Source organism: Streptomyces sp. Y1, from assembly GCF_041053115.1.
GTDB classification, from domain to species: domain Bacteria; phylum Actinomycetota; class Actinomycetes; order Streptomycetales; family Streptomycetaceae; genus Kitasatospora; species Kitasatospora rubellomurina.
The window spans coordinates 2,341,825-2,364,149 of sequence record NZ_CP163445.1; the positions used below are offsets into that span (position 1 = coordinate 2,341,825).

Sequence of the window (22,325 nt, forward strand, 5' to 3'; positions counted from 1 at the left end):
TTGTTCGGCGGCGTCCTACTCTCCCACAGGGTCCCCCCTGCAGTACCATCGGCGCTGTGAGGCTTAGCTTCCGGGTTCGGAATGTAACCGGGCGTTTCCCTCACGCTATGACCACCGAAACACTATGAAACTGTCGACCCGCCGGCAAGGCGGTCGTTGTTTCAGAACAACACAGTGGACGCGAGCAACTGAGGACAAGCCCTCGGCCTATTAGTACCGGTCAACTCCACCCCTCACAGGGCTTCCATACCCGGCCTATCAACCCAGTCGTCTACTGGGAGCCTTACCCTCTCAAGGAGGTGGGAGTGCTCATCTCGAAGCAGGCTTCCCGCTTAGATGCTTTCAGCGGTTATCCCTCCCGAACGTAGCCAACCAGCCATGCCCTTGGCAGAACAACTGGCACACCAGAGGTTCGTCCGTCCCGGTCCTCTCGTACTAGGGACAGCCCTTCTCAACACTCCTACGCGCACAGCGGATAGGGACCGAACTGTCTCACGACGTTCTAAACCCAGCTCGCGTACCGCTTTAATGGGCGAACAGCCCAACCCTTGGGACCTACTCCAGCCCCAGGATGCGACGAGCCGACATCGAGGTGCCAAACCATCCCGTCGATATGGACTCTTGGGGAAGATCAGCCTGTTATCCCCGGGGTACCTTTTATCCGTTGAGCGACGGCGCTTCCACAAGCCACCGCCGGATCACTAGTCCCTACTTTCGTACCTGCTCGACCCGTCAGTCTCACAGTCAAGCTCCCTTGTGCACTTACACTCAACACCTGATTGCCAACCAGGCTGAGGGAACCTTTGGGCGCCTCCGTTACCCTTTAGGAGGCAACCGCCCCAGTTAAACTACCCACCAGACACTGTCCCTGATCCGGATCACGGACCCAGGTTAGACATCCAGCACGACCAGAGTGGTATTTCAACGACGACTCCCACCCAACTGGCGTTGGGCTTTCACAGTCTCCCACCTATCCTACACAAGCCGAACCGAACACCAATATCAAGCTATAGTAAAGGTCCCGGGGTCTTTCCGTCCTGCTGCGCGAAACGAGCATCTTTACTCGTAATGCAATTTCACCGGGCCTATGGTTGAGACAGTCGAGAAGTCGTTACGCCATTCGTGCAGGTCGGAACTTACCCGACAAGGAATTTCGCTACCTTAGGATGGTTATAGTTACCACCGCCGTTTACTGGCGCTTAAGTTCTCAGCTTCGCCTCGACGAATCAAAGCTAACCGGTCCCCTTAACGTTCCAGCACCGGGCAGGCGTCAGTCCGTATACATCGCCTTACGGCTTCGCACGGACCTGTGTTTTTAGTAAACAGTCGCTTCTCGCTGGTCTCTGCGGCCACCCCCAGCTCGGAGTGCAAGACTCGTCACCAGGAATGGCCCCCCTTCTCCCGAAGTTACGGGGGCATTTTGCCGAGTTCCTTAACCATAGTTCACCCGAACGCCTCGGTATTCTCTACCTGACCACCTGAGTCGGTTTGGGGTACGGGCCGCCATGAAACTCGCTAGAGGCTTTTCTCGACAGCATAGGATCATCCACTTCACCACAATCGGCTCGGCATCAGGTCTCAGCCTTAATGAGTGACGGATTTGCCTATCACTCGGCCTACACCCTTACCCCGGGACAACCACCGCCCGGGCTGGACTACCTTCCTGCGTCACCCCATCGCTCACCTACTACCCCGTTGGGTCACCGGCTCCACCACTTCCCTTTGCCCGAAGGCTCCGGGACGGCTTCACGGGCTTAGCATCAGAAGGTTCAGCGTTGGCGCTTCAAAGCGGGTACGGGAATATCAACCCGTTGTCCATCGACTACGCCTGTCGGCCTCGCCTTAGGTCCCGACTTACCCTGGGCAGATCAGCTTGACCCAGGAACCCTTGGTCAATCGGCGCAAGAGTTTCCCACTCTTGTATCGCTACTCATGCCTGCATTCTCACTCGTATACCGTCCACGACTGGTTTCCACCGCCGCTTCACCCGGCACACGACGCTCCCCTACCCATCACAGCAACGCGTTAGGCCTTCACGTTGCAATGACACGACTTCGGTGATGTGCTTGAGCCCCGCTACATTGTCGGCGCGGAATCACTTGACCAGTGAGCTATTACGCACTCTTTCAAGGGTGGCTGCTTCTAAGCCAACCTCCTGGTTGTCTCTGCGACTCCACATCCTTTCCCACTTAGCACACGCTTAGGGACCTTAGTCGGTGTTCTGGGCTGTTTCCCTCTCGACCATGGAGCTTATCCCCCACAGTCTCACTGCCACGCTCTCACTTACCGGCATTCGGAGTTTGGCTAAGGTCAGTAACCCGGTGAGGCCCATCGCCTATCCAGTGCTCTACCTCCGGCAAGAAACACGTGACGCTGCACCTAAATGCATTTCGGGGAGAACCAGCTATCACGGAGTTTGATTGGCCTTTCACCCCTAACCACAGGTCATCCCCCAGGTTTTCAACCCTGGTGGGTTCGGTCCTCCACACGGTCTTACCCGCGCTTCAACCTGCCCATGGCTAGATCACTCCGCTTCGGGTCTTGGGCATGCAACTCAGTCGCCCTATTCGGACTCGCTTTCGCTACGGCTACCCCACACGGGTTAACCTCGCTACACACCGCAAACTCGCAGGCTCATTCTTCAAAAGGCACGCAGTCACGGCCAGCCAGCAAGCTGACTGACGACGCTCCCACGGCTTGTAGGCACACGGTTTCAGGTACTATTTCACTCCGCTCCCGCGGTACTTTTCACCATTCCCTCACGGTACTATCCGCTATCGGTCACTAGGGAATATTTAGGCTTAGCGGGTGGTCCCGCCAGATTCACACGGGATTTCTCGGGCCCCGTGCTACTTGGGAGATGAGCAAGCAAGCCGTACAGATTTCGTCTACGGGGGTCTTACCCTCTACGCCGGACCTTTCGCATGTCCTTCGACTACCCATACGGTTTCTGACTCGCCGACCGGCCGGCAGACCGATCAAGCTCATTCCCACGACCCCGATTGGCAACCCCTGCCGGGTCTCACACCAAACGGTTTAGCCTCATCCAGTTTCGCTCGCCACTACTCCCGGAATCACGGTTGTTTTCTCTTCCTGCGGGTACTGAGATGTTTCACTTCCCCGCGTTCCCTCCACACTGCCTATGTGTTCAGCAGCGGGTGACAGCCCATGACGACTGCCGGGTTTCCCCATTCGGACACCCCCGGATCAAAGCTCGGTTGACAGCTCCCCGGGGCCTATCGCGGCCTCCCACGTCCTTCATCGGTTCCTAGTGCCAAGGCATCCACCGTGCGCCCTTAAAAACTTGGCCACAGATGCTCGCGTCCACTGTGCAGTTCTCAAACAACGACCAGTCACCCACCTCAACAAGCATGGGACCGGCAACCACTGAGACAACGTTTCCGTTCCCTCAGGACCCAACAACGTGCCCGACACAGTCAATCCCCGACCACGTTCCACGCCCGAAGGCAGTACTAACGATCCGATCTCTTCCTGTGCCGAATAGTCAACGTTCCACCCATGAGCGAGCACTCCGGGACATTCGCCCGAAGCTGCTATGTGCTCCTTAGAAAGGAGGTGATCCAGCCGCACCTTCCGGTACGGCTACCTTGTTACGACTTCGTCCCAATCGCTGGTCCCACCTTCGACGGCTCCTCCCCTTACGGGTTAGGCCACCGGCTTCGGGTGTTACCGACTTTCGTGACGTGACGGGCGGTGTGTACAAGGCCCGGGAACGTATTCACCGCAGCATGCTGATCTGCGATTACTAGCAACTCCAACTTCATGGGGTCGAGTTGCAGACCCCAATCCGAACTGAGGCCGGCTTTTTGGGATTCGCTCCGCCTCACGGCATCGCAGCCCTTTGTACCGACCATTGTAGCACGTGTGCAGCCCAAGACATAAGGGGCATGATGATTTGACGTCGTCCCCACCTTCCTCCGAGTTGACCCCGGCAGTCTCCTGTGAGTCCCCATCACCCCGAAAGGCATGCTGGCAACACAGAACAAGGGTTGCGCTCGTTGCGGGACTTAACCCAACATCTCACGACACGAGCTGACGACAACCATGCACCACCTGTATACCGACCACAAGGGGGCACCCATCTCTGGATGTTTCCGGCATATGTCAAGCCTTGGTAAGGTTCTTCGCGTTGCGTCGAATTAAGCCACATGCTCCGCTGCTTGTGCGGGCCCCCGTCAATTCCTTTGAGTTTTAGCCTTGCGGCCGTACTCCCCAGGCGGGGAACTTAATGCGTTAGCTGCGGCACCGACGACGTGGAATGTCGCCAACACCTAGTTCCCAACGTTTACGGCGTGGACTACCAGGGTATCTAATCCTGTTCGCTCCCCACGCTTTCGCTCCTCAGCGTCAGTAATGGCCCAGAGATCCGCCTTCGCCACCGGTGTTCCTCCTGATATCTGCGCATTTCACCGCTACACCAGGAATTCCGATCTCCCCTACCACACTCCAGCCTGCCCGTATCGAATGCAGACCCGGGGTTAAGCCCCGGGCTTTCACATCCGACGCGACAGGCCGCCTACGAGCTCTTTACGCCCAATAATTCCGGACAACGCTCGCACCCTACGTATTACCGCGGCTGCTGGCACGTAGTTAGCCGGTGCTTCTTCTGCAGGTACCGTCACTTGCGCTTCTTCCCTGCTGAAAGAGGTTTACAACCCGAAGGCCGTCATCCCTCACGCGGCGTCGCTGCATCAGGCTTTCGCCCATTGTGCAATATTCCCCACTGCTGCCTCCCGTAGGAGTCTGGGCCGTGTCTCAGTCCCAGTGTGGCCGGTCGCCCTCTCAGGCCGGCTACCCGTCGTCGCCTTGGTGGGCCGTTACCCCACCAACAAGCTGATAGGCCGCGGGCTCATCCTGCACCGCCGGAGCTTTACACCCAGGAGCATGCACTCCCAGGTCATATCCGGTATTAGACCCCGTTTCCAGGGCTTGTCCCAGAGTGCAGGGCAGATTGCCCACGTGTTACTCACCCGTTCGCCACTGATCCACCCCGAAGGGCTTCACCGTTCGACTTGCATGTGTTAAGCACGCCGCCAGCGTTCGTCCTGAGCCAGGATCAAACTCTCCGTGAATGTTTACCGGTAATCCGGTCCACACCCGCGTTGAGCGGCACGGCAACCACCGGAATAGGGCGGCCCCGCGCACTGCGTCCTCGCTAGTGTTTATTTCAAAAGGAATCTCCAACCCCAGGAAACCTGAGGCCGGGGATGTCAACATATCTGGCGTTGACTTTTGGCACGCTGTTGAGTTCTCAAGGAACGGACGCTTCCTTCGAGCCGCCTTCCAGCGGGCCCTCCGGCGCTTCGTTCTTTCGTGTTTCCAGCTTATCAGATGTTTTCCGCTCCGTTTTCCGGAGTTTCATTCATCGGATTCGCTTTCCGCCTTGTCGCCCCGGTCTCCCGCAGCGACTCCGGAACTGTACGGGGACGGGCACGCCACATGCAAATCGCCCCCGTCCGGGCTTCCGGACGGGGGCGATCGGCGAACGACCGGTGAACGGTCAGCGGACCTCGGTGATCTCCGGGCCGCGCGCGAACGGGTCGAGCGAGCCGAAGCGGTTCTCCGCGGTGGCAGCGGCCGCCCCGCCACCGTCCGCGACCATCTGGGCGTCCTCGGGAAGCTTCAGCACGATCGGGTCGCGCGGAGCCATCGGGCTCTCACCGCGCACGACGACCGTCTGACGGAAGACCTGCTCCAGGATGCCGGCCATCTCGGGCTGCACGGCGGCCTGGCCCGAGATCACGCCGCGCAGGAACCAGCGCGGCCCGTCGCAACCGACGAAGCGCACCAGCTGCACGCCCTGGGTGCCGTCCGGCAGCTGCACCGGGACCTGGGCGCGGAGGTGCCAGCCCAGCGGGCCCTCCTCCTCCTCGACGATGCCGCCCTGCGAGGTGATGCCGTTGGCGATCTCCTCGCGGACCTCCCCCCAGATGCCCTCCGACTTCGGGGCGGCGAAGGCCTGGAGCTGGATGGCGCTGTTGCCGAGCACGAGCGTCGCGGCGACGATCGCGTCACCGGCGACCTCGACGCGCAGCTCCATGCCCTCGACACCCGGGACCAGCAGGCCCCCGAGGTCGACGCGGCCCTCTTCGGGGTTCTCCAGCTCGGAGCTGTCCCACGGGCCGTCCGGCCGCGGGGCCGGCGGCAGGCCGACCTTGTCGGCCGGGTCCAGCTCGGTCACGTTCTCGCTCTCGGCGGAACCTTCGACGTCATCGGCCGTCTCGTCGGCGCTGATGGCGTCGTCGGCGAGCTGCTCGACAGCGTCCTCGCTCTTCTGGCGACGACGGAACACGGTCACTGTCCTTCCCGGTCCAAGACCGATGCGAATACCTGCTCGGCTTCCTGCGAGGCCGCGGGAATGCTAGACCGCGGCGTGGCCACCGGTCGACCCGAACCCGCCCTCGGCGCGTGCCGACCCCGGCAGCTCGGCCACCTCGTGGAAGCGGGCCTTCTCGACCTGCTGGATGACCAGCTGGGCGATCCGGTCCCCTCGGCGGAAGCTGACCCCCTCGCGCGGGTCCAGATTGACGACGATCACCTTGATCTCTCCACGGTACCCGGCATCGACCGTCCCCGGGGCGTTCACGAGGGCAACTCCGCAACGAGCTGCCAGCCCCGAGCGCGGGTGGACGAAGGCCGCGTAGCCGTCCGGGAGCGCGATCGCGATGCCGGTGGGCAGTACGGCCCGCTCGCCGGGGGCGAGTTCGGCGTCGACGGTGGTGCGCAGGTCGGCTCCCGCGTCGCCGGGCTGCGCGTACGCGGGCAGCGGCAGCTCGGGGTCGATCCGCCGGATCAGGACGTCCAGTGGCTGGCGGGGGGTCTCGCTCAAGGGTTCACCTCAAAGGCTCGTGCGCGCATCATCAGCTTCGGGTCGTCGAGGATCCTCTCGATGTCCTCGGGACGACCGTGCGTGGTGAAGTGTTCCAGCTTGACCTGGATGAAGAGCGCCTGTGCCCGCACCGCGACCGGTCCGTCCGGTCCGCCGATCCGCGCCTCGGCGGCGCCGTACACCTTCCGTCCGTGCACTCCGGTCACCCGGGCGCGCAGGTGCAGCACCGAGTCGACGGGCACCGGGGAGAGGAAGTCGGTCTCCAGCCGGCCGGTCACGCCGGGGGCGTGCAGCAGCCAGTTGAGCGCGCCGAGGATCTCGTCCATGGCGGTGGTCAGCAGCCCGCCGTGGGCCAGGCCGGGGCCGCCCTGGTGGAAGTCGCGGACGGTGAACTCGGCGGTGACGTCGAGTCCTTCACCGGCTACCGCGTCGATCCGCAGGCCGCCGGGGTGCTGCGGGCCGCAGCCGAAGCAGTGCTCGTAGTGGGAGCCGATCCGGGTGCCGGGGGCGGGCGCGTCGGGGTGGCGCTCCGGCAGGACGGCGTCCGGCGGCGGGGTGGTGGGAGTGGTGGTGGGGGTGGAGGCGGCCGGAGCGGACGGCGTCGCGAGCGCCGGCCGGTCGGCGGGGGTGGTGGGGGTGGTCGTACCGGTCACGGGAGCCAACCCTACCCACCAGTAGCAAAGCCTCGGGCGGGGGCGGCGTGCCGCCGGGGCCGTCAGGGCGCCCACAATGGGGGGCATGTACGACGAACGCCTCACGGTGCCGCGCTCCTGGTGGCTGCTCCCGGTCGCAGTCGGCCTCACCCTCGCGCTGATCCTGATCCGGGTCGGCGGCCTGGCCGCACTGATCGGGCTGGTGGTCGGCGTGGCCGCCGGCGCGGTCGCGATCAGCAGCTACGGCTCCGCCCGGATCCGGGTGGTCCAGGGCTCGCTGGTGGCCGGCCCGGCCCGGATCCCGGTGGACGCCCTGGGCGCCGCCCAGGCGCTGAGCCCGGCCGAGGCCGCGGCCTGGCGCGGGCCGAAGGCCGATCCGCGCGCCTTCATGCTGCTGCGCAGCTACGTCCCGACCGCGCTGCGGGTCGAGGTGACCGATCCGGCCGACCCGACGCCGTACCTCTATCTGTCGACCCGCTCGCCGATGAAGCTGGCCGCGGCGCTGGAGGAGGCCCGTCGCGGCGCCCGTACCTGAGCGCCCCGGGCGAGTGCCCGGACAGGACGACAACGGGCCCCGGAGAACCGGGGCCCGACAAAACGGAGAGGGACGGTTCCGCGGCTGCGGGACCGTCCCTACGACTTCGTGCTGGCCGGCATGGCGCCGTCCGACTCCGTCCTACCGGCGCGCCGCCCGTGCGGGCGGCTCCCGGGTCTGCCGTCCGGCCCCGCTGCCCGGGGCCGGAAGGGACGGTGTGCCGGTCCCGCGGGAGCCGCGGGCGCCGGGCAATGTCCGCTGCGGTGCTCAGGCGCCGCAGTCCCGGCAGATCGGGTTGCCGTTCTTCTCGCTGTAGAGCTGGCTGCGGTGGTGCACCAGGAAGCAGCTCATGCAGGTGAACTCGTCCGCCTGCTTCGGGAGCACGCGGACGGCGAGCTCCTCGTTGGAGAGGTCGGCGCCCGGCAGTTCCATGCCCTCGGCCGCGTCGAACTCGTCGACGTCGACCGAGCTGCCGCCCTTGTCGTTCCGGCGAGCCTTGAGTTCCTCGATGCTGTCTTCGTTGAGCTCGTCGTCGGTCTTGCGTGGGGTGTCGTAGTCCGTTGCCATTGTTCGCTCTCCCCCTCCGGGTTGTGCGGTGTGTGCGGTATCTCCAGCGCACGTAACGCATGGGGGGTCGTTCTTGTGCCCGACCCGAGGGCGAGATTTTGCCTTACTTCAAGCCCTGTTACTCAATCGACACTCAGCCGGGGGGCCGTTGGGGTGATCCATCGGGGCGCGACGGGCCTCACGCTGGGCCATCGCCACCCGGCCCGGGAGCCGAATCTTCGGCCACGCACGGTGACCGGCGGGCGCTGCGGCACCCGCCGATTCCCTTGCCCACCAGGGGTGCCGCGCAATCCTCCGGGCGGGCCGGATGGCCGAATCCGGTCACGGACCGCGATCGACACCCCGAAGGGGATCATCACTCTCCGAGGTCGGTCGAAACCGTGGAGCGACACGGTGTGACCTTGGTCACGTTCAGAATGTTCCGGGGCAAACCGCGGAAAATCCACCCACTCCGACCGCCCCGGGAGCCGGCCTACTCGGCGGTCCGGCGGGCCGCCTGACGGGCCAGCCTGGCCTGCTGGCGCTCGTCGAAACGGCGCGCCTGGGTGTCCAGTCCGTCCAGGAAGGTCCCGAGTTCGTCCTGGGCCAGCAGGCCCTCCGCGCCCAGCCCGCCGAGCTCCATGACGCGCAGGTGGCGCAGCACCGGCTGCAGCACGTCGTCGTGGTGGATGCGCAGGTTGTACACCCCGCCGAGGGCGATCTGCGCGGCGGCGCGCTCGAAGCCGGGAATGCCGTGGCCGGGCATCCGGAAGTTGGTGACCACGTCGCGGACGGCGCTCATGGCCTCGTCGGGGGCGATCTCCAGGGCGGCCTTCAGCAGGTTCCGGTAGAAGACCATGTGCAGGTTCTCGTCGTTGGCGATCTTCGCCAGCAGCTGCTCGCACAGCGGGTCGCCGGCGTACCTGCCGGTGTTGCGGTGCGCGATGCGGGTGGCCAGCTCCTGGAAGGCCACGTACGCGACCGAGTGCAGCATGCTGTGCGCGTTGTCGGACTCGAAGCCCTCCGACATGTGGCTCATCCGGGCCCGCTCGAGCTCGACCGGGTCGACGGCCCGGGTGGCGAGCAGGAAGTCGCGGATGGCTATCCCGTGCCGGCCCTCCTCGGCGGTCCAGCGGTGCACCCAGGTGCCCCAGGCGCCCTCGCGGCCGAACATGGTGGCGATCTCGTGGTGGTAGCTGGGCAGGTTGTCCTCGGTCAGCAGGTTCACGATCAGCGAGACCCGGCCCAGCGGCGTCACCCGGGACTGCTCCAGCGCCCAGGCCTCGCCGCCCAGCACGCCGTCGAAGTCGCGGCCCTGGCTCCACGGCACGTACTCGTGCGGCATCCACTCCTTGGCGACGGCCAGGTGGCGGTCGAGCTCCTTCTCCACGACCTCTTCGAGGGCCAGGATCAGTCGCGTGTCGGTCCAGCCGCTCGATCCGAGCGAGGTGCTGCTCTGCACTGGGGCGATGGTCACGGTCTTGCTCCCGGGAGACGGTCACGCGCGGGACGGGCGCGTTGGGCGGGCACTCGACGCTCCGCCGGAGGCACGGACTCGGGCACACCGGCGGACGCACTTACGGTTGCGTAGGTTACGACACCGTAAGTTGCCGGGGCGGGAAAAGACAAGCCGCCCCCGTCAGGCCTTATGTCGTCTTGACGGGCCTGACGGGGGCGGCTGGGAACGTGGCTGGTGGAGGCCGGTGCGCGGGGACCGGCGCGGTGGTCAGGGCTTCGGGATGCGCACCCGCATGGTGAGGCCGCCACCGGCGCGCGGGGTGGCCTCGATGGTGCCGCCGTGGGCGCGCACCACCGAGCGGACGATGGACAGGCCGAGCCCGACCCCCTTGTCGCTGCGGGTGCGGTCGGCGCCCTTGATCCGCCGGAACGGCTCGAAGATGTGCTCCAGCTCGTAGCCCGGCACCACCGGGCCGGTGTTGGAGACCACCAGCTCGCCGCCGCCGGGCACCTCGGCGGTGGCGAGCTCCACCCAGCCGCCGGGGGTGTTGTACCGGACGGCGTTCTGCAGCAGGTTCAGCGCGAGCCGCTCCAGCAGCACGCCGTTGCCCCCGACCACGGCCGGGTCGAGCTTCGAGCGCAGGTCGACCTCGCGCTTGTCGGCCTCGCCCCGGGTCTGCTCCAGCGCCCGGGTGGCCACCTCGGACAGCTCCACCGGACGGCGGTCGGTCAGCTCGTTCTCGCTGCGGGCGAGCAGCAGCAGGCCCTCGACCAGCTGCTCGCTGCGCTCGTTGGTCGCCAGCAGGGTCTTGCCGAGCTGCTGGAGGTCGGGCGAGGCGGCCGGGTCGGAGAGCTGGACCTCCAGCAGGGTGCGGTTGATCGCCAGCGGTGTGCGCAGCTCGTGCGAGGCGTTGGCGACGAAGCGGCGCTGGGAGTCGAAGGAGCGGTCCAGCCGGTCCAGCATCCCGTCGAAGGTGTCGGCGAGCTCCTTGAGCTCGTCGTCCGGGCCGTCCAGCTCGATCCGCCGGTGCAGGTCGGAGGAGGCGACGTCGCGGGCGGTGCGGGTGATCCGGCCGAGCGGGCGCAGCACCCGGCCGGCCAGCGCGTAGCCGGCCGCGAAGGCGATCACGGCGAGGCAGACCAGCACGGTGAGCGACTTCTGCAGCAGCGTGTTGAGCGCCGAGGTGGAGCGGGCCTCGTGGACGGCGGCGAGCGCGTCGTTCAGCTGTCCGCTGGACATCGGCTGGCCGTTGACCAGGAGGTTCGACGACACGCTGCCGTTGGCGTTGAGAACGCCGAAGTTGAACGGCTGCGGCGCCACGTCGTGCAGCGCCTGCCGGACGAAGAAGTACATCAGCAGCAGCAGCACGACGCCGGCCATCAGGAACATCCCACCGTAGAGCAGGGTGAGCCGCATCCGGATGGTGGGGCGGAACGGCAGCCAGGCGAGCATCCCGTCACCGGGCGCGTAGGTGTCCTGGCGGGGCTGGCGCGGCGGCAGGACGGGCTTGGGCGGAACGGGACGCGGGCCGCCGGCGGGCGCGCCGGAGGGCCCGCCGGCCGGGGGCGGGGTGGTCATGACGATCCTCTCGGGGCGTCCGCCGGGGCGGGCGCGGGGTTGCGACGGGGAGTGCGCCGGGGGGCGGACTCCGTGGTCAGATCCGGTAGCCGGAGCCCGGCACGGTGACGATCACCGGCGGGTCGCCGAGCTTGCGGCGCAGCGTCATCACGGTGACGCGCACGACGTTGGTGAACGGGTCGGTGTGCTCGTCCCAGGCCTTCTCCAGCAACTGCTCGGCGGAGACGACGGCGCCGCCGGCCCGCATCAGCACCTCCAGGACGGCGAACTCCTTGGGGGCGAGCTGGACGGTCCGGCCGTCCCGGATCACCTCGCGCCGGCCGGGGTCGAGCGAGATGCCGGCGCGCTCCAGCACCGGGGGCAGCGGGATGGTCGCGCGGCGGCCCAGCGCCCGCACCCGGGCGACGAGTTCGCTGAAGGCGAACGGCTTCGGAAGGTAGTCGTCGGCGCCGATCTCCAGGCCCTCGACCCGGTCGCTGATGTCGCCGGAGGCGGTCAGCATGATCACCCGGGTGGCGAGGCCCTGCTCGACGACCTTGCGGCAGACGTCGTCGCCGTGCACCAGCGGCAGGTCGCGGTCCAGGACGACCACGTCGTAGTCGTTGACCGCGATGCGCTGGAGCGCGGCCTCCCCGTCGTACACCACGTCGACGGCCATCGCCTCGCGCCGCAGGCCGGTGGCGACGGCCTCGGCGAGCAGCTGCTCGTCCTCGACGACGAGAACCCGCACGGTCGTTGTCCCTTCTCCAGGCCGGCCCCGGAAGCGGACGCGCGGCTCCGACGGTGCCCCCATCCTGCCTGGTCCGGCGGTAAAGCAGCGATAAGCTGCCTCGCAGGCACGGAGCGTGCGCCCCGGACGGTGACCGTTCGTGTCGGGACCGTTCCGCTTGGACTGTGACCCGGGCAACTTTCTCGCGCCGGGAGGTTTCCCGGCCCCGGGGGCGGGGAGGACAGCTGCACACCCGCGATCTGGCCGTCAGCCGATCGCACCCACCCGCCGTGCGTTCATCCGCGCCGGCCCTGGGGCTGGGACGTCACCGGGAGCGGCCGAGCGCCGTCTCCGCGTCCGACCGGAGATCCACCGCTTCGGCCCGGGCGCATTCACCGGCTGGACCACCACCTCGGGGCGGAGAGCGCACGACCGTGCACGTCCGACACAGTAAGGGGGCCCGTATGGACGCCTTCAAGGCCGGAATCCTGCAGCGCATAGCCAACGCGGAGCAGGACCTGCACCGCGCGATCGAGGCCGGGGACGAGTTCCTCGCCGAGGTGGAGCAGTCCGAGCTGGACGACCTCCGCCGGCTGGCCGCCGAGCACGGTGTGGACACCGTGCTGGAGCGCCACCGCACCGCCGCCTGACCCGACGCCGGTCCTCCGGCACCTGCGGCCCTGTGGGGGCCGTGCGAAACCCCAAGCCCTGGCACCCCCCGTATGCCAGGGCTCTTCGCATGCCGCGGACGCCCCCCGGGTGCGGCGGGTCAGTCCGCCCAGGCGCGCAGCGCGACCAGCCGCTCCTGCAGCGGCTGGTACACGCCCGGGGCGGCGGCCACGGTCAGGTCGCCGTCCGGGCCGTGGCCGGGGCGGCCGCCGGTCAGGGCACCGGCCTCGGTGGCGATCAGGCAGCCGGCCGCGCGGTCCCAGGGGGCGAGGCCTCGCTCGTAGTAGCCGTCCAGCCGCCCGGCGGCGACGTCGCACAGGTCGACGGCGGCGGCCCCGGCCCGGCGGACGTCCCGCACCTCGGGCATCAGCGCCAGCAGCACCTCGGCCTGGCGCACCCGCACCGACTGCACGTAGTTGAAGCCGGTGCCGATCAGCGCCTGGCCCCAGGGCGGCGCCGGGCGGGTGGAGACCGGCCGGCCGTTCAACCGGGCGCCCCGGCCGAGGACGGCGTGGAACAGCTCCTCGCGCGCCGGGGCGTAGACCACGCCGACGACCGCCCGGCCGTCCAGCTCGGCGGCCACGCTGACCGCCCAGGAGGGCAGCCCGTACAGGTAGTTGACCGTTCCGTCGAGCGGGTCGACCACCCAGCGCACCCCGCTGCTGCCGGGCCGCTCGGCGCCCTCCTCGCCGAGGTAGCCGTCCTCGGGGCGGCGCTCGGTGATCAGCTCCAGGACGAGCTTCTCGGAGGCGAGGTCCATCTCGGTCACCACGTCGACCGGGCTGCTCTTGGTGCCGGCCACGCCGAGGTCGGCGGGGCGGCCGTCGCGCAGCAGGGCGCCGGCCTGCCGGGCCGCGTCCAGGGCGATGTCCAGCAGGTCGTCGAGGAGCCGGTCGTCGGGCTGGGCGGGGGCGGTCACGGGGGTTCTCCTCCGGTGCGGCGGTGCGGTGCAGTGCGGTGCGGCGGGCGGTACGGCGGGGCGGGTGTCAGCGCTCGGCGACGGCCGGGCGCGGGGCGCGCGGGTTGGGGCAGCAGGCCACCGCGCACACGTCGTGGCTGGGGCCGAGGGCGCCCAGCGCGCAGCGGGTCACGCGCTCGCCGCGCTCGGTGGCGGCCCGCTCCAGGACGAGCTCGCGCACCGCGGCGGTGAACCGCGGGTCGGCGCCCACGGTGGCGGCGCGGGCCACCGGCAGGCCGAGTTCGGCGGCCTTGGCGACGGCCTCGGTGTCGAGGTCGTACTTGACCTCCATGTGGTCCGAGACGAAGCCGATCGGGACCATCACCACGGCGGGCGCGCCCTCGGCGTGCCGCGCCGCCAGGTGGTCGCAGATGTCGGGTTCCAGCCACGGGATGTGCGGGGCGCCGCTGCGGCTCTGGTACACCAGCTCCCACGGCCGGTCGGCGACGCCGGTGCGCTCGGCGACGGCCGCGGCGATCAGCCGGGCCACGTCCAGGTGCTGGGCGACGTACGCGCCGCCGGGGCGGCCGCGGGCCGGGTCGTCCGGGGCGCCGGAGGCCTCGGCCATCGCCTCCGGGATGGAGTGGGTGGTGAAGGCGATCCGGGCGCCGGGGCGGACGGCCTCGGGCAGCTCGTCCAGGGCGGCCAGGGTGGCGTCGATCATCGGCTCGACGAAGCCGGGGTGGTTGTAGAAGTGCCGCAGCTTGTCGACGGTGAGCGCCGGCCCGCCCTCCTCGGCGAGCGCGGCCAGCGCGTCGGCCAGGTTCTCCCGGTACTGGCGGCAGCCCGAGTAGCCGGCGTAGGCGCTGGTGGCGAGCACGGCGATCCGGCGGTGGCCGTCCGCGGCCATCTCCCGCAGGGCGTCCACCAGGTAGGGGGCCCAGTTCCGGTTGCCCCAGTACACCGGCAGGTCCAGCCCGTGCTCGGCGAAGTCCTTGCGCAGCGCGGCGAGCAGCTCGCGGTTCTGCTCGTTGATCGGGCTGACCCCGCCGAACAGGAAGTAGTGCCGGCCGACCTCCTTCAGCCGCTCCTTGGGGATGCCCCGGCCCCGGGTGACGTTCTCCAGGAACGGGACGACGTCCTCGGGGGCCTCGGGCCCGCCGAAGGAGAGCAGCAGCAGGGCGTCGTACGGCCGTGTCGCAGCGGGAGCGGCGCCGGACGGTGAGGGTTTGCGCGCGTCGGACATGGCACCGATCCTGCCACTGAGGGGCCGGGCGCCGTCGCCGGGACCGCGCGGGCTGTCCGGAAAATACTGTTTGCCAACGTACGTAAGCTGTCTTTACCAGCATCGTTCCTTACCCTCCCCGTCCGGAGCTCCCCCGTGCTCTCCAGCTACCGCCGGATCTTCGCCGCCCCCGGCACCCTGGCGTTCTCCTCCACCGGCTTCATATCCCGGATGCCGATCTCCATGACCGGGATCGGCATCGTCACCATGCTGTCCCAGCTGCGCGGCTCCTACGGGGTCGCCGGCCTGGTCTCCGCGACCCTGGCCGTCTCCGCCGCCGTCCTCGGACCGCAGGTCTCCCGGCTGGTCGACCGGCACGGGCAAGCCCGGATCATCGTCCCCGCCATGGCGCTCACCATCGCCTCCGTGGTCGGCCTGCTGCTCTGCGCCCGACTGGACGCCCCGGACTGGACGCTGTTCGTCTTCGCCGCCGGCATGGGCGTCATGCCCAGCACCGGTGCCATGGTCCGCGCCCGCTGGGCCCACCTCTACCGCGACGACGCCGACCGGCTGCACACCGCCTACTCCTTCGAGGCCGTCGTCGACGAGGTCTGCTTCATCGTCGGCCCGATCCTCTCCATCGGCCTGGCCACCTCCGTCTTCCCCGAGGCCGGCGTGCTGCTCGCCGGGATCTTCCTCGCCCTCGGCGTGCTGCTGTTCGCCGGGCAGCGCTCCACCGAGCCGCCCGTCCACCCGGCCGCCCGGCACGAGGGCGGCTCGGTCATCCTCAACCGCGGCCTCCAGGTGCTGATCCTGACCTTCGTCGCCACCGGCGCGATCTTCGGCTCGGTCGAGGTCGTCACCGTCGCCTTCGCCGAGGCCCAGGGGCACAAGTCGATCTCCAGCGTGGTCCTGGCCCTCTGGGCGCTCGGCTCCTGCCTGGCCGGCGTCGTCTACGGCACCCTCAAGCTCACCGGCTCGCTCGCCGTGCGCTTCTTCGGCGGCGTGGTGTTCATGGCGGTCAGCATGGTGCCGCTGGTCCTGGTCGCCCACGCGGTGCACGGCATCGGCGGGCTGGTCGCGGTCGGCGCCGCGCTGCTGGTCGCCGGCATCGCCATATCCCCCACCCTGATCAGCGCGATGGCGCTGGTCGAACGGCTCGTCCCGGCCGCCCAGCTGACCGAGGGCATGACCTGGACCACCACCGGGCTCGCCCTCGGCGTCGCCGTCGGCTCCTCCGCCGCCGGCTGGGTGGTCGACGCCTCCGGCGCCGCCGCCGGCTACTGGGTGCCGCTCACCGCCGGCGTCCTCGGCGTGCTCGCCGCCCTCGCCGGCCTCGGCCGGCTGCGCGCCGGGCTCACCGACCAGGGGGCGGACGCCCCCGGGGCACAACCCGTAGACGCCGAACGGTGAGCTGACTAATCTCTCGCCCTACCCGTGGGCCCACCTACCCATGGGTAGGGCGGCGTGCCGCCGCCCCACGACGGAGGAGGCAGCGCCATGCCCCAGGCCAGCACCGCGACCCCCACCCGCTGGACCAACTGGGCCGGCAACCAGAGCGCCCGCCCCACCCGGACGGCCACCCCCGGCACCCCGCAGGAGCTCGCCAAGGAGATCCTGCGCGCCGCCGACCAGGGCCGCACCGTCAAGGCCGCCGGCTCCGGACACTCCTTCACCGCCATCGCCTCCCCCGGCGACGGCCTGCTGCTGCGGCCCCACGCGCTCACCGCCGTCCGCGGGATCGACCGCGCGGCCGGCACCGTCACCGTCGAGTCCGGCCTCCCGCTGCACCGCCTCAACCGGCTGCTCGCCGCCGAGGGCCTGTCCCTCACCAACATGGGCGACATCGAGGTCCAGACCGTGGCCGGCGCCACCAGCACCGGCACCCACGGCACCGGCCGCGACTCCGGCTCGCTCGCCGCCCAGATCCGTGCCCTGGAGATCGTCCTCGCCGACGGCACCGTCCGGACGTGCTCCCCCACCGAGCACCCCCGGCTCTTCCAGGGCGCCCGGCTCGGCCTCGGCGCCCTCGGCGTGATCACCGCGCTCACCCTCGCCGTCGAACCGGCCTTCCTGCTCACCGCGCACGAGCAGCCGATGGCCTTCGACGAGGTGCTGGAGCGCCTCGACGACCTCACCGCCGTCAACGAGCACTTCGAGTTCTACTGGTTCCCGCACACCGACCGCTGCTCCACCAAGCGCAACAACCGCAGCCAGGGCCCGGCCGCCCCGCTGCCCCGGTTCAAGGAGTGGCTGGAGGACGACTTCCTCTCCAACACCGTCTGGGAGGGCGCCTGCCGGGTCGGCCGCCGCTTCCCCGGCTCCATCCCGACCATCGCCGGGCTGGCCAGCCGCGCCTGGTCCGAGCGCAGCTTCACCGACACCGCGTACAAGGTGTTCACCAGCCCGCGCAAGGTCCGCTTCGTGGAGATGGAGTACGCCGTCCCGCGCGCCGCCGTCGCCGAGGTGCTGCGCGAACTGAAGGCCCTGGTCGAACGCTCCCGCTGGAAGGTCAGCTTCCCCGTCGAGGTGCGCTTCGCCCCCGCCGACGACCTGTGGCTGTCCACCGCCTCCGGCCGGGACACCGCCTACATCGCCGTCCACCTCTACCGGGGCACCGCCGACCAGGGCTACTTCACCGGCGTCGAACAGCTGATGACCGCCCACCAGGGCCGCCCGCACTGGGGCAAGCTGCACACCCGCGACGCCGAGTACCTGGCCGGCGTCTACCCGCACTTCGCCGACTTCACCGCCCTGCGCGACGAGGTCGACCCGCGGCGCGTCTTCGGCAACGACCACCTGCGCCGCGTCCTCGGCGAGTAGTCAGGACGCGGCGGTCGGCGTCGGCGCCACCGTCCGGTCCGCCGGAGCACCGGACGGCACGGGCGGCTGCGGGGTGGCCTCGCCGATGGGCTTCCCGCCGCCCGCGGACGGGGAGGCGCCGGCGGACGGCGACGCGCTCGGGCTCGGGTTCGGGTTCGGGTTCGGGCTCGCCGTGGGCGACCCGCCGGGGTCGGTGTTCGGGGTGCCGCTCGGCTCCCGGCCCGGCCGCGGGCTCGCCGGGGCCGAGGCGCCGCCGGACGGCGCGTCCGCCGGGCCGCGCCCGCCGCCCCCGGGGGAGGACGGCCGCTCGGCCGGGGCGTCCTGCGGGGTCGAGGACCTGGGCGTCACCGTGCCGCCGAAAGACGTCCCGTTCCCGGACTCGCCCTTCACCGTCGCGGACACCGGCTGCCCGGTGGCCAGTTCGAACGCCGTGATCGGCACCATCGCCAGCACGAACACCAGGCCGGACACCGCGGCGTAGGACTTCCACGTCCACCGCCGCCGGGCCCGCACCACCTGCGGCTCGTTCCACTCCGCCGAGATCGCCGGTGGCACCTCGGGCTCGGCCGGCACCTGGCGCAGCGCGTTCGCGGTCTGGTTCGGCCCCCGGTCCACCGCGTCGCGCAGCTGCTCGCCGGTCCGCCGGAACAGGTGCTGGAACACCGCACCGCCGGTGGTCGCCCCGACGCTCACCACCGCGGCGCCCATGATCGTGCCGTACACCCCGAGTTCGGAGGCCAGCACCGCCCCCACCACCGCGGCCAACGCGCTCGCCGCGACCTGAGCCACACTCAGATCGATCCGCTTGCGCTCCTCCTTGCCGCCCTCCTCGGCGTGGCTCCGCTCCGGCATCAACATCCCTCGGTCCGTACGACTGTCCTTCGAACAAGTCACTCCATCTTGCCCAAAGAAGGACACAAGGGGCGAAAATGCGGTTCTCCGCCTCCGGATTGTGTGAAGATGATCACCGTTCATCCGCCGGTGGTACGCCACCGAAGGCGCGCGCTCTTGAGATTCCCGTGAATCGCGGGAGACTTGAGCGGCGAGCCGCCCCTCCGGATGCCACGAATGGAGTACTGTTCGTAAGGCCTGAGCCTTGGGTCGACTTGTCGACTGCGCCTACACCGGCAGCTTGACGAAGAGCCACGGAACAGGCACGCACGGCGACGCCGGTCCCGGATCGTCGCGAACACTCCGTGTGCGAGGACGGCCGGGACACCCAGGCGCGACGTCGACGGATGACGTGGCAAAAAGGCAACCGTGCCACAGCGGCATGCGCGGGCGTGAGCCCGACACGCCGGGGAACTCAGCAAGGTTGTGGCCAGTCGCCAACGGGCAGGCCACACTCAGTACGGGAGCAGCGACGCAGGTGACGTCGGCAGGCACCACCCGGGAGGTAACCGTGCCCGAACTGCGGGTTGTGGCCGTCAGCAACGACGGGACACGGCTGGTGCTCAAGGCTGCCGACAGCACGGAGTACACCCTCCCCATCGACGAGCGGCTGCGCGCCGCCATCCGCGGCGACCGGCCGCGCCTCGGCCAGATCGAGATCGAGGTCGAGAGCCACCTGCGCCCCCGGGACATCCAGGCCCGGATACGAGCCGGTGCCTCCGCCGAGGAGGTCGCCCAGGCCGCCGGCATCTCGGTCGACCGGGTCCGCCGCTTCGAAGGCCCGGTCCTCGCCGAGCGCGCCTTCATGGCCGAGCGCGCCCGCAAGACCGCCATCCGCCGCAACGGCGAGACCACCGGGCCGCAGCTCGGCGAGGCCGTCGCCGAGCGGCTCGCGCTGCGCGGCGCCGAGAAGGACACCGAACGCTGGGACTCCTGGCGGCGCGACGACGGCACCTGGGAGGTCATCCTCTCCTACCGTGCCGACGGCGAGGGCCGCAGCGCCTCCTGGACGTACGACCCGCCCCGCCGCCTGGTCCAGCCCAACGACGACGAGGCCCGCGCGCTGATCGGCGAGAACGTCGAGCGCGAGGAGGAATCGGTCTTCCCGTTCATCCCGCGGATCGCCCGGCTCCCCCAGGACCGGCCGCCCCGCCCGATGATCGACCGGCCCTCCGCCGACCGCATCATGTCGGCCCGCGAGGTCCGCGAGTCGCGCGAGGCCACCGCCGAGTCCCGGGACTCGCTGACCAGCCTGCTCGACGTCGTGCCCGCCTTCCGCGGCGACCTCGCGGTCGGCGGCCCCACCCCGATCGAACCGGTGCCCGCCGAGGTCGCCGAGGAGAACGAGGAACCGGCCGCGGCGGCCGCCGCCCCGGCGGTCGGCGCGGGCTCGGCCTACGCCGACATCCTGATGCCGCGCGCCGTCGCCCCGCACCGCGAGCGACTGGTCGGCACCACCGACCGGCAGGCCGAGGCGGACGGCGTCCGGCCCGGCCGGCGGGCCACCGTGCCCAGCTGGGACGAGATCGTCTTCGGCAGCCGGCGCAAGAAGCAGGAGTAGCAGGACGAACGGTGAAGGGGCGGGAGGCCATCGGCTTCCCGCCCCTTCACCGTTCACCGGTCCCGACGTTCACCGGTCCCGACGTTCACCGGTCCGGGGGTCAGCCCGGCTGGTCCGTCACCGCCACCGGGCGGCTCTCGTCGCTCGACCACTCGCTCCACGAGCCCGGGTACAGGGTGGCGGACAGGCCCGCCGCCTCCAGCGCCAGGATCTGGTGCGCCGCCGTCACGCCCGAACCGCAGTACACCGCCGTCTCCCGCTCCCCCGCGCCCAGCGCGCGGAACCGGGCCGCCAGCTCGACGGCCGGCCGGAACCGCCCGTCCGGGCCCACGTTCTCGGCGGTCGGCGCCGACACCGCGCCCGGGATGTGCCCGGCCTTCGGATCCACCGGCTCCGTCTCGCCCCGGTAGCGCTCGCCCGACCGCGCGTCCAGCAGCAGACCGGCGCGCGCCCAGGCCGCGGCGCCGTCCGCGTCCACCGTGGGCAGCTGCCCCGGCACCGGCTTGAAGTCGCCCTCGGCCGGCTCCGGCAGCTCGGCCGTCACCGGCAGGCCCGCCGCCCGCCAGGCCGCGAAGCCGCCGTCCAGCACCCGGACGTCCCGGTGCCCCGCCCAGCGCAGCAGCCACCACGCGCGGGCCGCCGCCATCGAGGCCGCGCCGTCGTACACCACGACCGGGCGGTCGCCGCTCACCCCGAAGCGGCGCATCGCCGCGCCGAACTCCTCCGGATCCGGCAGCGGATGCCGCCCGCCCCGGCCGGGGGCACCGGGCGGGGCCGCGAGGTCCCGGTCCAGCTCGACGAAGTGGGCACCGGGCAGGTGCCCGGCGGCGTACTCCTCGGCGGCGGTCGGGCCGCCCGGCACGGCACCGACCAGCTGGTAGCGCACGTCCAGCAGCACCGGCGGGCGGGCCGAGCCGAGCGCCCGCGCCAACTCGGCCGCGGAGATCAGCGGAGAACCGTCGTTGAAGGTGGTCATGCCGGCCATTGTCGCGCAGCACCGGGCCCGGGGCGTGCCGTCCGGACCCCTTCCGGGCGGGGCGCACCCGACGCGCCGCTCTTTGTGCGCTCTTTGCCGGACTTTCCGCGCGGCCCGAGGGTTGGGCGCGCGCCAGGGTGGAAGCATCACCCTCGCGCGCGAGGATTTCCGCGCGCCAACCACCCACGAGGAGGCCCGCATTGCCCGCGGTGGAACTCCGACTGGCCCAGGGCACGCCCTGCTGGGTCAGCCTGCTGACCGACGACCTGCCCGGCGCCCGCGCCTTCTACGGCGACCTGCTCGGCTGGACGTACACCCCCGGCCCCGGCCAACTCGGCGCCTACGTACGGGCCGAGCTGGACGGCGAACCGGTCGCCGGTCTCGGCGTCTCCACCGCCACCGGCTTCCCGGTGCAGTGGACCACCTACTTCGCCGTGGACGACGCCGACCGCACCGCCCAACTCGTCCGGGAATGCGGCGGAACCGTCGCCGTGGGGCCCCTCCAGGCCGAGCGCGCCGGGCGGATGGCCATCGCCGCCGACGTCTCCGGCGCCGTCTTCGGCCTCTGGCAGGGCGAGGAGCACCCCGGCCGGGAGGCCGGCAGCACACCCGGCGAGCCCGCCTGGTCCGAACTGCTCACGCCCGACGCCGAAGGCGCCGCCGCCTTCTACGCCACCGTGCTCGACCGGCCCGTCCGGCCCGGCGCCGAGGAGTCCGCGCTGCTCGTCCACGGCCGCCCGGCGGCGGGCCTGCGGCACCACGCCGACCTGCGCGGCCACCCGCCGCGCTGGCGCACCCACTTCGCCGTCTCCGACGCCGCACTGACGGCCCGTCAGGCCGTCGCGCTAGGCGGCCGCGTCCTGGTCGAGCCGCACCGCACCGCGCGCGGCCGCGCGGCCCGACTGGCCGACCCGCAGGGCGGGCACTTCTCCGTCCTGGAGACCGGCTGAGG

At 69.9% G+C, this 22,325-nt stretch carries 17 protein-coding genes and 3 rRNA genes; 6 read left to right on the forward strand and 14 right to left on the reverse strand.

Annotation, left to right across the window (positions count from 1 at the left end):
* Positions 1–2: 2 nt before the first annotated feature.
* From rrf to AB2U05_RS09820, 6 genes are all read right to left on the reverse strand, one after another.
* A 5S ribosomal RNA gene (gene rrf, locus AB2U05_RS09795) occupies positions 3–119 on the reverse strand.
* A gap of 71 nt (positions 120–190) precedes the next feature.
* Positions 191–3,310, reverse strand: a 23S ribosomal RNA gene (locus AB2U05_RS09800).
* A gap of 259 nt (positions 3,311–3,569) precedes the next feature.
* Positions 3,570–5,093 (reverse strand): 16S ribosomal RNA (locus AB2U05_RS09805).
* The 16S, 23S and 5S rRNA genes sit together here, the layout of an rRNA operon.
* Before the next feature lie 428 nt (positions 5,094–5,521).
* The gene (locus AB2U05_RS09810; protein WP_045699005.1) at positions 5,522–6,313 is read right to left on the reverse strand and encodes a DUF3710 domain-containing protein; all 792 of its coding nucleotides are present in this window, start codon (positions 6,311–6,313) and stop codon (positions 5,522–5,524) included.
* 69 nt (positions 6,314–6,382) lie between these two features.
* Positions 6,383–6,850, reverse strand: coding sequence for a dUTP diphosphatase (gene dut, locus AB2U05_RS09815; RefSeq protein ID WP_045698974.1), 468 nt, complete (start codon positions 6,848–6,850; stop codon positions 6,383–6,385).
* On the reverse strand, positions 6,847–7,386 hold the full coding sequence (locus tag AB2U05_RS09820) for a PaaI family thioesterase (RefSeq protein WP_045699004.1): 540 nt from the start codon (positions 7,384–7,386) through the stop codon (positions 6,847–6,849). Before AB2U05_RS09820 ends, dut begins: the two co-directional genes overlap by 4 nt.
* 193 nt (positions 7,387–7,579) lie before the next feature.
* Between AB2U05_RS09820 and AB2U05_RS09825 the strand changes: the two genes are divergently transcribed.
* Positions 7,580–8,038, forward strand: coding sequence for a DUF3093 domain-containing protein (locus tag AB2U05_RS09825; protein WP_045698972.1), 459 nt, complete (start codon positions 7,580–7,582; stop codon positions 8,036–8,038).
* Between the two features lie 267 nt (positions 8,039–8,305).
* On the opposite strand, the gene AB2U05_RS09830 is transcribed toward AB2U05_RS09825, so the two are convergent.
* From AB2U05_RS09830 to AB2U05_RS09845, 4 genes are all read right to left on the reverse strand, one after another.
* Positions 8,306–8,605, reverse strand: coding sequence for a DUF4193 domain-containing protein (locus AB2U05_RS09830; protein ID WP_030285479.1), 300 nt, complete (start codon positions 8,603–8,605; stop codon positions 8,306–8,308).
* Between the two features lie 472 nt (positions 8,606–9,077).
* On the reverse strand, positions 9,078–10,061 hold the full coding sequence (locus AB2U05_RS09835) for an acyl-ACP desaturase (RefSeq protein ID WP_045708358.1): 984 nt from the start codon (positions 10,059–10,061) through the stop codon (positions 9,078–9,080).
* Between the two features lie 249 nt (positions 10,062–10,310).
* Positions 10,311–11,495 (reverse strand): cell wall metabolism sensor histidine kinase WalK, encoded by a 1,185-nt coding sequence (locus AB2U05_RS09840; protein WP_244178865.1) that lies wholly within the window; start codon positions 11,493–11,495, stop codon positions 10,311–10,313.
* Between the two features lie 202 nt (positions 11,496–11,697).
* The gene (locus AB2U05_RS09845; RefSeq protein ID WP_030057689.1) at positions 11,698–12,351 is read right to left on the reverse strand and encodes a response regulator transcription factor; all 654 of its coding nucleotides are present in this window, start codon (positions 12,349–12,351) and stop codon (positions 11,698–11,700) included.
* A gap of 443 nt (positions 12,352–12,794) precedes the next feature.
* Here AB2U05_RS09845 and AB2U05_RS09850 point away from each other — a divergent pair, with 443 nt between their 5' ends.
* A complete protein-coding gene (locus tag AB2U05_RS09850) occupies positions 12,795–12,980 on the forward strand; it encodes a hypothetical protein (RefSeq protein ID WP_030057688.1) in 186 nt (61 codons plus the stop codon).
* 119 nt (positions 12,981–13,099) lie between these two features.
* On the opposite strand, the gene AB2U05_RS09855 is transcribed toward AB2U05_RS09850, so the two are convergent.
* On the reverse strand, positions 13,100–13,918 hold the full coding sequence (locus AB2U05_RS09855; RefSeq protein ID WP_369183038.1) for an inositol monophosphatase family protein: 819 nt from the start codon (positions 13,916–13,918) through the stop codon (positions 13,100–13,102).
* 67 nt (positions 13,919–13,985) lie between these two features.
* Complete coding sequence (locus tag AB2U05_RS09860; RefSeq protein WP_045708360.1) at positions 13,986–15,143, reverse strand: ferrochelatase; 1,158 nt, start codon at positions 15,141–15,143, stop codon at positions 13,986–13,988.
* Positions 15,144–15,278: 135 nt separating this feature from the next.
* Between AB2U05_RS09860 and AB2U05_RS09865 the strand changes: the two genes are divergently transcribed.
* Positions 15,279–16,535 (forward strand): MFS transporter, encoded by a 1,257-nt coding sequence (locus tag AB2U05_RS09865; RefSeq protein WP_107073024.1) that lies wholly within the window; start codon positions 15,279–15,281, stop codon positions 16,533–16,535.
* Positions 16,536–16,622: 87 nt separating this feature from the next.
* Positions 16,623–17,945: a D-arabinono-1,4-lactone oxidase gene (locus AB2U05_RS09870; RefSeq protein WP_045698959.1), complete on the forward strand. Its 1,323-nt coding sequence runs from the start codon at positions 16,623–16,625 to the stop codon at positions 17,943–17,945.
* Here the strand turns inward: AB2U05_RS09870 and AB2U05_RS09875 are convergent, their stop codons facing one another.
* Positions 17,946–18,797 carry a hypothetical protein gene (locus tag AB2U05_RS09875; RefSeq protein ID WP_369183039.1) on the reverse strand — a complete coding sequence of 284 codons (852 nt, stop codon included), beginning with the start codon at positions 18,795–18,797 and terminating at the stop codon, positions 17,946–17,948.
* Between the two features lie 517 nt (positions 18,798–19,314).
* Here AB2U05_RS09875 and sepH point away from each other — a divergent pair.
* Positions 19,315–20,397, forward strand: a complete 1,083-nt coding sequence (gene sepH, locus AB2U05_RS09880; RefSeq protein ID WP_369183040.1) for a septation protein SepH — start codon at positions 19,315–19,317, stop codon at positions 20,395–20,397.
* A 100-nt stretch (positions 20,398–20,497) separates the two neighbouring features.
* Here sepH and AB2U05_RS09885 read toward each other — a convergent pair whose 3' ends face one another.
* On the reverse strand, positions 20,498–21,373 hold the full coding sequence (locus tag AB2U05_RS09885; RefSeq protein WP_369183041.1) for a sulfurtransferase: 876 nt from the start codon (positions 21,371–21,373) through the stop codon (positions 20,498–20,500).
* Positions 21,374–21,582: 209 nt separating this feature from the next.
* On the opposite strand from AB2U05_RS09885, the gene AB2U05_RS09890 reads away from it, so the two are divergent.
* Positions 21,583–22,323, forward strand: a complete 741-nt coding sequence (locus tag AB2U05_RS09890) for a VOC family protein (RefSeq protein WP_369185931.1) — start codon at positions 21,583–21,585, stop codon at positions 22,321–22,323.
* Positions 22,324–22,325: the final 2 nt, after the last annotated feature.